General features: G+C 36.7%; 14 protein-coding genes. 5 read left to right on the forward strand and 9 right to left on the reverse strand.

Annotated features, from left to right (window positions below):
• Positions 1-2: 2 nt before the first annotated feature.
• The 3 genes from nqrF (at position 3) to B2Z27_RS14530 (ending at position 2,756) form a co-directional block, all read left to right on the forward strand.
• Positions 3-1,310 (forward strand): NADH:ubiquinone reductase (Na(+)-transporting) subunit F, encoded by a 1,308-nt coding sequence (gene nqrF / locus B2Z27_RS14520; RefSeq protein ID WP_099193509.1) that lies wholly within the window; start codon positions 3-5, stop codon positions 1,308-1,310.
• Between the two features lie 73 nt (positions 1,311-1,383).
• Positions 1,384-1,746, forward strand: coding sequence for a Na(+)-translocating NADH-quinone reductase subunit F (locus tag B2Z27_RS14525; RefSeq protein WP_286814177.1), 363 nt, complete (start codon positions 1,384-1,386; stop codon positions 1,744-1,746).
• Positions 1,743-2,756 carry an FAD:protein FMN transferase gene (locus B2Z27_RS14530; protein WP_286814178.1) on the forward strand — a complete coding sequence of 338 codons (1,014 nt, stop codon included), beginning with the start codon at positions 1,743-1,745 and terminating at the stop codon, positions 2,754-2,756. The genes B2Z27_RS14525 and B2Z27_RS14530 overlap by 4 nt, the downstream gene beginning before the upstream one ends.
• Here the strand turns inward: B2Z27_RS14530 and B2Z27_RS14535 are convergent, their stop codons facing one another.
• From B2Z27_RS14535 to gpmI, 3 genes are read right to left on the reverse strand one after another with little or no spacing between them, the layout of a single operon-like run.
• Positions 2,757-3,521 carry a class I SAM-dependent methyltransferase gene (locus B2Z27_RS14535; protein WP_286814179.1) on the reverse strand — a complete coding sequence of 255 codons (765 nt, stop codon included), beginning with the start codon at positions 3,519-3,521 and terminating at the stop codon, positions 2,757-2,759.
• 9 nt (positions 3,522-3,530) lie between these two features.
• Positions 3,531-4,355, reverse strand: coding sequence for a type I methionyl aminopeptidase (map, locus tag B2Z27_RS14540; protein WP_286814180.1), 825 nt, complete (start codon positions 4,353-4,355; stop codon positions 3,531-3,533).
• A gap of 26 nt (positions 4,356-4,381) precedes the next feature.
• Positions 4,382-5,899: a 2,3-bisphosphoglycerate-independent phosphoglycerate mutase gene (gene gpmI, locus B2Z27_RS14545; RefSeq protein ID WP_091602219.1), complete on the reverse strand. Its 1,518-nt coding sequence runs from the start codon at positions 5,897-5,899 to the stop codon at positions 4,382-4,384.
• Between the two features lie 224 nt (positions 5,900-6,123).
• Here gpmI and B2Z27_RS14550 point away from each other — a divergent pair, with 224 nt between their 5' ends.
• Positions 6,124-6,516: an ankyrin repeat domain-containing protein gene (locus tag B2Z27_RS14550; protein ID WP_286814181.1), complete on the forward strand. Its 393-nt coding sequence runs from the start codon at positions 6,124-6,126 to the stop codon at positions 6,514-6,516.
• 171 nt (positions 6,517-6,687) lie between these two features.
• The gene (locus tag B2Z27_RS14555; protein WP_286814182.1) at positions 6,688-7,074 is read left to right on the forward strand and encodes an ankyrin repeat domain-containing protein; all 387 of its coding nucleotides are present in this window, start codon (positions 6,688-6,690) and stop codon (positions 7,072-7,074) included.
• A gap of 108 nt (positions 7,075-7,182) precedes the next feature.
• On the opposite strand, the gene B2Z27_RS19835 is transcribed toward B2Z27_RS14555, so the two are convergent.
• From B2Z27_RS19835 to B2Z27_RS14580, 6 genes are all read right to left on the reverse strand, one after another.
• A complete protein-coding gene (locus tag B2Z27_RS19835; RefSeq protein ID WP_172822512.1) occupies positions 7,183-7,350 on the reverse strand; it encodes a DUF6747 family protein in 168 nt (55 codons plus the stop codon).
• 136 nt (positions 7,351-7,486) lie between these two features.
• Positions 7,487-8,257 carry a M48 family metalloprotease gene (locus B2Z27_RS14560; RefSeq protein WP_286814183.1) on the reverse strand — a complete coding sequence of 257 codons (771 nt, stop codon included), beginning with the start codon at positions 8,255-8,257 and terminating at the stop codon, positions 7,487-7,489.
• Positions 8,258-8,296: 39 nt separating this feature from the next.
• Positions 8,297-9,031 carry a M15 family metallopeptidase gene (locus tag B2Z27_RS14565; RefSeq protein ID WP_071340116.1) on the reverse strand — a complete coding sequence of 245 codons (735 nt, stop codon included), beginning with the start codon at positions 9,029-9,031 and terminating at the stop codon, positions 8,297-8,299.
• 129 nt (positions 9,032-9,160) lie between these two features.
• Positions 9,161-10,363 carry a gliding motility-associated C-terminal domain-containing protein gene (locus B2Z27_RS14570; protein ID WP_286814184.1) on the reverse strand — a complete coding sequence of 401 codons (1,203 nt, stop codon included), beginning with the start codon at positions 10,361-10,363 and terminating at the stop codon, positions 9,161-9,163.
• Positions 10,347-11,000 carry a hypothetical protein gene (locus B2Z27_RS14575; protein ID WP_210708142.1) on the reverse strand — a complete coding sequence of 218 codons (654 nt, stop codon included), beginning with the start codon at positions 10,998-11,000 and terminating at the stop codon, positions 10,347-10,349. Before B2Z27_RS14575 ends, B2Z27_RS14570 begins: the two co-directional genes overlap by 17 nt.
• A gap of 2 nt (positions 11,001-11,002) precedes the next feature.
• Positions 11,003-12,237 (reverse strand): hypothetical protein (locus B2Z27_RS14580; RefSeq protein WP_286814185.1); only part of this gene is annotated, 1,235 nt, incomplete at its 5' end.

Genomic DNA, 12,237 nt, shown 5'->3' on the forward strand with positions numbered 1-12,237 from the left:
TTATGATTTTAGCTGCAAGTACTGGCGGAACAATACTAATAACTGTTGTCGCATTTCTAATACTGTTGATGGTGTTAGTGGCATTGCTTCTGTTTACCAAACAAAAACTTTCTCCATCAGGTCCTGTGACCATTACTATAAATGGAGAAAAGAAAATTGAAGTTGCATCAGGTGGGTCATTATTATCTACCTTAGGTAACCAAAAAGTATTTTTACCATCAGCCTGTGGTGGTGGTGGAACATGTATTCAATGTGAATGTCATGTACTTTCTGGTGGGGGTGAGGCCTTACCTACTGAAACTCCTCACTTTTCTAAAAAAGAATTAAACCATGGTGCACGTTTGGCCTGTCAGGTTAAGGTAAAGCAAGACATGGAAATTACCATCCCAGAAGAGGTATTCGGTATTAAGAAATGGCCTGCGAAAGTGGTTCGTAATTATAACGTTGCTTCTTTTATTAAGGAATTTGTAGTTGAGATTCCAGAAGATATGGGCTATAAAGCTGGTGGTTATATTCAAATTGAGATTCCTGAGTGTGAGGTTAAGTACGCTGATATAGATATTACTGCTCACCCAGAAGAGCATGAAACTCCAGATAAGTTCCAAGCTGAGTGGGATAAGTTCAACCTTTGGCCTTTAGTAATGAAGAATCCAGAAACGGTTGAGAGAGCTTATTCAATGGCATCTTTCCCAGCTGAGGGTAGAGAAATTATGTTGAATGTACGTATTGCTACTCCGCCATGGGATCGCGCTAAGAACGGTTGGATGGATGTTAACCCTGGTGTTGCTTCATCTTATATCTTTAACTTGAAGCCTGGTGATGAGTGTACAATTTCAGGTCCTTACGGTGAATTCTTCATCAATGAATCAGATTCAGAAATGTTGTACGTAGGTGGTGGTGCAGGTATGGCGCCAATGCGTTCTCACTTATATCACTTATTTAAAACTTTAAAAACTGATAGAAAAGTAACTTACTGGTACGGTGGTCGTTCTAAAAGAGAACTTTTCTACTTGGATCATTTCTATAAGTTGGAAGAAGAGTTTCCAAATTTCAAATTCTACTTGGCATTATCAGAACCATTAGAAGAAGATAATTGGAAAGTAAAAGAGAATATAGATGCACCTGGTGATGGTTTCGTAGGTTTCATACACAATTGTGTAATTGATAACTATCTAAGTCTTCATGAGTCTCCAGAAGATATTGAACTTTATTTCTGTGGACCACCGTTAATGAACAAAGCTGTTCAGAAAATGGGTGAAGATTTCGGAATTCCAGATGAACATATACGTTTTGATGACTTTGGAGGATAATCTGTAAGTTATTGAAATAGAATAAATTAACCGGTATGTAATGTATCGGTTTTTTTTATAATTTTATTTAGATATGCACGTATTAACAGAACAGGAGCTTCACAATTTGGCAATGAATATTGTTGGGAAGCAGTTAGAGGAAGCAGGGTTTGAGTTTTTAGCGGTCAATAGTAAATTGCGTAAGAATCCGCAATTCGTTTGTACCAAGGATAAGAAGATGCGTTTTATTGTGGTTAAGGCAATTGAATATCCAGGTGATCCCAAGGATTTAGATTTCTTTATGTCCGATTTAAAGAAAATGAAAGAACACGCCCTTAAGTTTGAGGCAACTACATTTTATGCAGGTGTGGGGTTGGTGAATGCAGCTGACCATAATTTACCGGTGTATTTAGATGAGGAGTATATTGTTGATTATGATGGTTTGGTAGAAATATGAAAAAGTATTTTTTAATAATTGGTTTGCTTGCTGTTGGTCTTCAGTCGTGTAAATTCGGCAATGATAGTTTTGTCCGTAATGATAATGTTGGTGGAGCTTTAGGTACTTCATATAGTATTATATCCTTTACGGAGAATAAATCTGACTTACAACCAGAAATTGATTCGGTATTTGCGGTCATTAACCAATCGTTATCTACTTATATTCCAGAGTCGGATATATCAAGGGTCAATAATGGTGATAGCACTGTGGTTGTAGATGCTATGTTCAAGGAGGTTTTACAGCTGTCACAAACCATTCATAAAGAAACAAATGGCTTCTTTGATCCTACTGTTGGAACATTGGTGAATGCTTGGGGTTTTGGACCTGAGCAAAAAATAACTATGGATAGTTTAAAAGTGGATAGTCTTTTAAATTATGTTGGTCTTGACAAGGTTTCTTTAAATCAGAATAATCAAATTATAAAGACCGATAGTCGGATTTATTTAGATTTTAATTCAATTGCCAAAGGTTATGCTATAGATAGGTTGGCTGCCATGTTAAATGCTAAGGGAATTCAAAACTACTTAATAGAAGTGGGTGGTGAACTTGTGGCGAAAGGTAAAAACGTGCTTAAGAATAAATCTTGGGTAGTAGGTATTGATGACCCTGAAATGGATATAAGCAGGGCTACCAAAATTTTAATCAATTTAAACGACAAGGCGTTGGCTTCGTCAGGAAATTACCGTAAATACAGGGTAGATGAGGCAACTGGTAAAAAATATGTTCATACCGTAAATCCTAAAACCGGTTACACGCAATTATCCAATACACTGGGCGTAACCATTTTAGCGGATAATTGTGCTACGGCAGACGGTTATGCTACCGCTTTCATGGCGATGGACTTAGATGAGGCGTTTAAGGTAATCAGTGAGAATAAAAGTTTAGAGGCTTATATCGTATATATAGATGAGAATGGTGATACTCAGGAATATATGACACAAGGATTTAAATCGTTAGTAGTGGAATAATTATTTCCTTACTAATGGAATGATTTCACCAGGAGCTAGTCGGTATCTATCTATTTCTTCTTGGCTCAAAAGTTTTGTGAAATCTATTTCTTCGACCGTGAAACCAATAGTTCTCAATTTATTGAAATAGTCTCTACCATAAATTCGAACATGGTCATATTGACCAAAAATCTTTGTACGTTCTACTTTGTCCGTTATAGAATCGTCTTCAAAGGTGTTTTCCCTATTTAAGTCTTGTGGTATTTGAAAAATGCCCCAACCGCCTGGTTTCAAAATTCTATATAATTCAGACATCGCTTTGGTGTCATCTGGTATGTGTTCTAATACATGATTGCATAAAATCACATCGAACATGTTGTCTTCAAAAGGCAAGTTGCATATATCTGCTTTAACGTCCGCTAAGGGAGAATTTAGGTCTGTAGTTACGTAATTCAGGTTCTTTAATTTTCTAAATCTTTTATAGAAAGCTTGTTCTGGCGCAAAATGTAATATGTGCAAACGGGCTGTAAAAAAGTCCGTTTCCTTTTTCAGAAACATCCATAATAATCTATGTCTTTCTAAAGATAGGGTAGACGGGGAAAGCACATTTTCTCTCGGATTTTCATAGCCATATGGTAGAAAACTTCTAAAGGTGTTGCCATCAATTGGATCTTCATAAGTGTTGCCCCGGTAATAAGCCTTAAAAAATGGTTTTACCAAATAGCTAAGTGAAATTAATACCGGTCTAGGAACAAGGTTGAGAAAAAATTTAAAAATTTTTTTCATGCTTGTTGACTAGCTTTTTACGATGGAAGAAGTAAACTCATCTTCTTCGTCACTTTCAATACCCAAGGCTTCATAAATGTATTTAAAAGTGGATAATAGCTCTGGTTTTCCATTTATAATAGCAACATCATGCTCAAAATGGGCGCTAGGTTGACCATCTGCGGTAAGAATAGTCCATCCGTCTTTAAGTTGTTTAATATTTTTAGTACCCATATTGGTCATAGGCTCTATAGCTACCGTCATACCTTCAAGAAACTTTTTACCTCTTCCGCGTCTACCATAATTTGGCATTTCAGGACCTTCGTGCATTTTTCTTCCCAAACCATGACCAACCAATTCACGTACCACTCCGTAGCCATGGTCTTCCGTAAATTTTTGAATAGCATAACCTACATCACCAACACGGTTACCTACTTTAAATTCACGTATGCCAACGTAGAGTGATTTTTTAGTGACCTCAAGAAGTTTTTTTACCTCAGGGCTAACTTCGCCTACTTCAAAAGTGTATGCATGGTCACCGTAGAATTCGTTTTTTAAAGCACCGCAATCTATTGAGATGATATCACCTTCTTTCAATGGTGTATTATTTGGAATACCATGTACCACTTGTGCATTAGGGCTCATACATAAAGAGTTTGGAAAATCATATAAGCCTAAAAAGCCAGGTACTGCACCATGATCGCGAATAAAAGTTTCTGCCATGGCATCTAACTGAAGAGTCGTAACTCCCGGTTTAACTTCTGCAGCGATCATTCCCAAGGTCTTGGAAACGATCAAGGCGCTTTCTCGCATTAATTCAATCTCTTCAGCTGTTTTTATTTTAATCGTGCTCATGATGTGCTAATGGGTTGGTTATGTAATTATACCAAAGAATTTTGGGTCATAAATTTTGATTGTTCAACGCCCATTAATTTTAATATCGTTGGTGCAATATCACCTAGTACACCATCTTTGATTTGATGAATATCCTTGTCCACCAAAATTAATGGTACAGGGTTGGTGGTATGTGCCGTGTTAGGTGAACCATCTTCGTTGATCATGGTCTCACAGTTACCGTGGTCAGCAATTACGATTACGGAGAAATCTTTTTCTATAGCTGCGGTAATAACGTCTTTTGCGCATTCGTCAACAGTTTCACATGCCTTGATCGCGGCATTCATGTCACCGGTATGACCAACCATATCTGGGTTCGCAAAGTTCAAGCAAATAAAATCTACATCTCCTTTTTTGATTTCAGGGATGATTTTATCCCTAATCTCAAATGCACTCATTTCTGGTTGCAGATCGTATGTAGCCACTTTTGGTGACGGACATAATATACGCGATTCTCCTTCAAAAGGAACTTCTCTACCGCCATTGAAAAAGAAAGTAACGTGTGGATACTTTTCGGTTTCGGCAATTCTTATTTGTTTTTTACCTGCATTGGATAAAACCTCACCTAGCGTTTCTACAATATTGTCCTTATTGTAAACAACATGAACATTGTTGTAAGATTCATCATAATTGGTAAGGGTAACATAGTAAAGATCAAGTTTGTGCATATTCTGTTCATGCATATCTACTTGACTTAGCACTTGGGTCAATTCTCTACCACGGTCAGTTCTAAAGTTAAAGAAGATAACCACATCGCCTTCCTTTACAGAAGCAATAGGTGTGCCGTCCGTATTGGTCATTACGATAGGTTTAATAAACTCATCTGTTATATCGGCATCATAGCTTTTTTGGATTGTTTTGCCGATATCGGTAGATTTTTCACCTTCGGCATTTACAATTACATCGTAAGCTTCTTTAACGCGTTCCCATCTTTTGTCGCGGTCCATGGCGTAATATCTACCAATAACCGTTGCCAATTTTGTGTTTTTATCAGAACCGTATGCTACAATGTCTTCTAGAAAGCCTTTTCCACTTTTTGGGTCAACGTCTCTACCATCCGTAAATGCATGTAAATACATATTGTTTACACCAGATTCTTTTCCTGCAGCTATTAAACCCTTAATATGATTTGTATGGCTGTGTACACCACCATCGCTTAACAAGCCTAAAAAATGAACATCTTTGTTGTTTTTCTTCGCGTAGTCAAAAGCACTTTTTAGGACCGGTTCTGAACTTAAGGTGTTTTCGTTAACCGCCTTATTTATTTTGGCAAGATCTTGATAAACTATTCTACCGGCACCTAAGTTCATATGACCTACTTCGCTATTTCCCATTTGACCTTCTGGCAAACCAACATTCATTCCGTCGGTCAACAAATTGGAATTAGCATATTTGGTATATAAACTATCTATAAAAGGAGTATTGGCTTTATCTACTGCAGATACTTCTGGATCTGGAGATTTGCCCCAGCCATCTAATATCATTAAGATTACTTTTTTGTTCATCTTTATTAGGTTTTAAGGCTACAAAAATACTATGATCTATTAAGTTAAGCTACTACATTACTTACCTTTTTTGTAAAGCTGGAGTAACACAACAAATTTGTAGTCTGTGTTAAGATTTGTTTGTTAAAGTTTAGTTATAACAATGTTAAAGGCTGAAACAATTTATGTAGACAAGCGTCTTTTAAATGTACGCTATTGTACTTCATCAATTAAAATCAATCATCATGAAAAAAGTAATTCTAACATTATCCATGGTAGCACTTACCATGGGGTCAACAATTTTGGCTGCAGACAAAACTAGCAACGTTGCAGATTCTAACACAACACTTGTAAAAAGGGTAAACATCAGTTCATTTTGTAAAGCGGTAATTAAGGGAGATTTAGAAACGGTTAAGCGCTTAATTGACCTTGGCGAAGATGTAAATCAAAAATCTCTAGGTATGACACCGGCCATGTTTGCTGCCCGTTATAATAAGGTGGATGTTTTAGAAATTCTCATTGATAATGGTGCGGATCTAAATCTAAAAAGTAACCAAGGCTATACCGCGAAACGTTATGCGGAATTATCAAATGCAACCGATGCTCTTGAACTTATTGAAATTGCCGCTGGCAGTTAATTATTTCAATTATTGTTGTAGTTGAAAAAGCTTAAAGAACGAGAATGTCAATTTGACACTGTATAAGTGTTAAATATATATTATTTAATTCTTAAATTTAAGAATATCTTAATAATTTATATGTAAATTTATAATATTGATAATTTTAACACTAAATAAAATATAAATATTATGAAAAAAGTAATTACATTTTTATTCTGTATATGGGTGTTCTCGATAGCTAATGCCAATGTAACCGGTATCGAAAATTCTAATACATATACTATTGAATCTATTACCGTAAATGATGAAATTAGTTCATTATGTAAGGCGGTAATTAAGGGCGATGTAGATAAGGTTAGAAGTTTAATAGCAACGGGGGCGGAGCTTAACGAAAAATCTTTAGGACTAACACCGGCGATGTATGCTGCACGTTACAATAAGGCAGAGGTATTAAAAGTTTTATTGTTGAACGGCGCAAATTTAAACATCAAGAGTGATCAAGGCTACACTGCTAAAGACTATGCCAAGCAATCTAATGCTAAAGATGTATTAGAGGTTATAAAGCAAGATTCTTAAAAATTAGATACTTAAATTTGAAAAGGCCCATTGAAATTTCAATGGGCCTTTTTTTAATTAATACAAAATTCTACTCCAAATAGTGTTCAGGTAAAAGAGTAAAACGCGTTAAAAATCAAATCCGTTTACGGCTCTAACAACGAAGGCATACATTGCCATAAATATCATTAGGGCGCAAAACACCGAGTAGACTTTTAAAAATGTAACCAATATTTCAGGTTTACAGTTTTCAAATGCCTGCACGTACAAGTTTTTGAAATGTGTAATTGTTCCCATTATAGTGTTCTTCTATGATTAAATCATAGCTATAAAGGCAATTAATAAATGGTAAAATAAGCTTGGGACTCACCCAAAGTTACAAAAATATTGGTAGCGTATAGCGAGCACTAGATGAAGTGTAAAAAAAATCGGATTAACCTTGATTTTTATACTTTGCGATGGCTTCTTTTATTTTTTCTATTCTATTTTCTGGATCAGGGTGGGTACTTTGAAATTCAGGAGTACGGTTGGGTCCGCCCGCTGCTTTTAAAATTTCCATAACCGTAATCATTTCATAAGGGTCATATCCAGATTGAATCATAAAAAGAACGCCTAGTTCATCACTTTCCAATTCATCGCCCCTCCCATTTTTTAATAAAGTACTTTGACCTATGCTGCCAACAATACTTCCCATGTCTCCGGCACCAACGGTTACACCCATGGTCGCTGTTTGCCATGTTTGGCTATCAGCTATTCTTTCAGCGGAATGTCTACCTATTACATGACCTATTTCATGGCCTAGTACACCGGCCAATTGAGCTTCGTTCAATTGTGAGAATAAAGCGTATGTAATAAAACATTGTCCGCCTGGCAATGCAAAAGCATTAATGGTCTGGTCATCTGCCAATAAGTGAAAGTCATATTCATATGGCGTTTCCCTAGCGATACTATTTTGAACTAATTTGTTGCCTACCGATGATACAAAAGACTGTAAACGTTGGTCTGGGTAGAGTCCGCCATGTTGTTGAGCCATCTCTGGGGCACTTTGTAATCCTATGGCAATTTCTTGATCAGGAGTCATTGTAATATGCTGTGATCGGCCTGTATAAGGGTTCTCTTCTGTATTGCTGCATTTCTGTATAAAAGCGAAGGCAACAATGGCCAAACCAATGAATATTCTAATTTTCCAACTTCCTCTTCTCATGGTAATGTGTTATAGTACAGGCTCTAATGTACAAAATGCTTATAATAGCTTCCTATTGATATCTAAAATATTATTTTGAATGTAAGACTTTAAAAAGTTCATTGTGAAATGCTCTGCACCATAATAGTCTTCTCTAATTATAATTGAGGCAACATTCTTACTTCTAAATTGCTCAAGCATAGGTATTGATAATGGAGCATAACTATAGTGCCATGGTTCATACTTAAAACCTCTTCTTTTAGGTTCATTGGTGTAAACTAAATAAAAACCATAAGTTTCAGAGTTTTCATCCATCCATTTTTTAAAATCAACATAAGGTCCGTCACCTTCGTACTTATGTGGTACCAATACATCGCCATCTACTTTTCTGTAACCGTCCACAACATCGATATCAGTACCCCAATGATGTCTACTTGTACCGGGTATAGTAGAATATTCAATGATTTTATCAATAGCATCGGTAGGGTTCATGCCATCATCATCTGTATATTTTAGAAACTTACGCTCAAAAATTGCCTCTTGTCTATCGTAGCTTCTATAGCTTGATACAATTTTTAAATCAATACCATCTTTATATGCGGCCTTTTTCATTTCAATAAAAGCATCGTGTGCTTCTTTGCGTAGATTGATACCCTTACCAAAAAGTTCAATATCTTCTTTACCCATAAGCTCTAGAATACCATATTCTTTTTCTTCTTGAATAAATAATGTGGGTGTTAAGGCAAGAGCCAAGGCTGCCGAACTACTTTTATTAATAAACGTTCTTCTTTGCATATCTGAATATTGAGGTTAATGGAGCAAAATATTTGCCAAACTTTATCAAAAGAATAAAACTAGTGAAAGTGGTCAATACATTCCATATTAAAGTAAAAATAGTAAATCTTGTTCTTAAAAGATGTAAGATTAGTTGTCTTCCCTTGTGGTAAGGTATAAATACCCTTGATGTTTGAGATTTATATCATTTAGGGTAACTATATAAAAATAAATACCCGATGGTAAACCTATATTCTTTGCAATGACACCGTTGACATTGGATATTCCATTGAATTCGTTGTTATAATTCTTCATTGAATATACCATTCTACCGTACCTGTTAAAGATTTGTAGGGTATTATTTGGTGAGCCTTCTATACCTTCTATGACAAGAAAATCATTGATGCCATCACCATTTGGCGTCATATAATAATTGTCTAAAGATATGTTCTCAACAGTTTCCAGAAGATCGGAATTACCACCAATGGTTATGATTTCGTAATCACTTGGGATAAAGTCTTCGGAGGTAATAGAACCGCTATTAAAATCTCCCTCTACATTGGTATTGCCCAAATTGACCCATACTTTGTCTATAATGCTCCAACCTACCACTTTTAGGTCTGTAATAAAATCACCATAAAGGCTGGCATTGCTATCTTGGTCCCATGTTAAGGTTACTTTTGATGGAATACTACCTTCTAAATGCCAGAATTCATATTCGCTAACCGATAAAAATTGATTTTCGGTCAAACTGGTATCAAAAGTAGTACCTACAATACTAGGAGTATTAGGGTCTTCAAAATAATAGGCAGCTTTAGTATAATCGTTTGAACTTTCTGAGGAAATGGTCAATGGTCGTAACTTATCGAACTGACCAATGGGGAAGGTGAAGTCGGTTTTATTACTCATAGACGCATAGCCATCTACCTTTGTGGTATTGCCTTCGCCTATATAAAATGAATCGTTTAGAAAATTAATATTGACTTTTGATGTGGTTCTATTGGTCACAACATCACCTGTGATGAAATTCGCATTGTTTAAGACACCCACGGTATTATCAACATAAAGATCATTATCTACGGCAATCTCAAAATCATAGAAAATAGGATTTGATCCGCCAGATATGGTCAAAGCTTTATCCATGGCATAAAAACCCACTAGACCTTTGTTTTGGTTAAAAGCTCCGTTATTTATTACATCCATGTGAAAACCTACAAGTCCGTCATCATGAATTTGGATATTACCATAATTATGTACGGCATCTTGACCGTAGCTGTATATGGTACAGAGAGCAATGCATATGGAATGTATTAAGGTGTAGGTATTTCTCATAAACTTATCTATGTGCTTCATAAATTACAACAACCCCATCTGCATAATTATCTGTATTCAATGTAAAACCTGTAGCGGTGAATGCGGTAACCGTCGCTGTGGTCAAGCCTAATTTATCACCATTTTGGTTGGCGTATCTTACTCCGATACTATGTGAATCTGAAGCATATCTAGAAATATCGTTAATAGAATTTCCGCTACCCCCATTAAAGATTACTTGCTCGGTAATGGAGCCATTATCATCCCTAGCAAATCCTTTCATGCTACCATAAGCGTTAGGTAGACCTGTTTCATTGTTTCTGGTGCCGTTATCGCTGTCAATATTAAAATCCTCTACGTTGGCATAAGCAACAAACGATACTGAAGTTGGTTGAAAAGGAATTCCGCTAACCGATAGTGTACCGGATCCGGATATTCTAAAAGTGCCGGTATAGGTAGTTTTCTGCCCCATTTGATTCCAAGAAATGCCATCAAAAACATATACTTGATTTGTATCCGTATTAAAGACCAATGATCCTTTTGCGGCGTCTGTAGTTGCGTTTATATCAGCCGTTGTGGCATTGGTTAACCCAAGTAATAATCCACTTTCCAATTGGGCATTGGCAATGACACCGGTTAGAAAGATGATAGAATATAGGATGTAATTTTTTAATCTCATTTTTATAAATCTAAAACAGTGAACATAAATTCAGAATCAAATCTTGAACGGTCTGTGCCACCGTTGTCATTATCACCTATGATTACCTCAAAACTAGTTGCGGTTTGGTTAGAGTAGGAAATACCAGGGTCGTCGTTACCAGCACCACCTCTTCCAGGTTGTGTTAACTGAATAATGTAATCTGCATCAGATACCGCACCCGTGGGTAGTGTAACTCTGTAATAACCAACACTGATTCTAGTTACGGTAACTCCAGCTGTTGCTTTGGTGACCCCACCAGCAGCACTTATTTTTCCAATGGCTTTAATTGGACTCATAGAATTTACCCATTCAGTACCGGTAGCTGTTGAAGTTAATACTTGACCAGCGGTACCAGGGGAATCATTTTCATCTAGTATAGCACCTTCCAATTCTAAAGTTTCATTTATGATTACTGATGTGTCACTACTGGTTTCTTCGATTTTCATGGCTTCTATACCACCAACAGAAAAGGCAATTTCGTCAGCTGCAGGTCTAAACATACCAGTATTGGTATCATCATTAAATCGGTATGCGGGTTCATTTTCTGTTCCATTAGAATTTAAAATTCCTTGAGAACGAATTGCTCCTGAAACATGAAGCTTGTTTGTTGGGCTTGAAGTTCCTACGCCCAAACTATTGCTGCTGGAATTCCAGAATAATTGACCGTTATTTTCGGTTGGAGTACCATCTGCTCCAGCAAAGAAAACAGATCCAGTAGTACCGGTATGAGATAAATCTGATAAAGGAACGTCTAAGTCTCCGTTAGAATCAGATATTCTTAAGTAGTCAGTGCCGGCAACATCAACAGTAGAAAAACTAGTGTTGGTTTCATTGGTGGCACTTAAGTCCTCGTCTGCAGTGTTATGTGCGGCAATAGCGGCTGAATTTGATGAAATTGAATTATTCTGAGTTGTTTGCTCCGCTTCCAGATTGTCAATATCTGTTGCATTAGTAGCAATGGAATTGTTCTGAGTTGTTTGCTCCGCTTCTAAGTTATCAATATCAGTTGCATTTGTTGCAATGGAATTGTTCTGTGTTGTTTGCTCAGTTTCCAAAGCATCGATGTCCGCAGTATTTTGGTCCACATCGGCTCTTAATGCCGTGTCGTCATACGCCAATCCGCTGATGTCCACGGTTTGGTCGCCACCAAGGTCGGTCAGGGTAAGGTCGGTACCGTCGAAACTGATACCGGTGTTATATTCGTTGGAATCGCTCA

The organism is Maribacter sp. UBA3344, from assembly GCF_002362375.1.
GTDB classification, from domain to species: domain Bacteria; phylum Bacteroidota; class Bacteroidia; order Flavobacteriales; family Flavobacteriaceae; genus Maribacter; species Maribacter dokdonensis.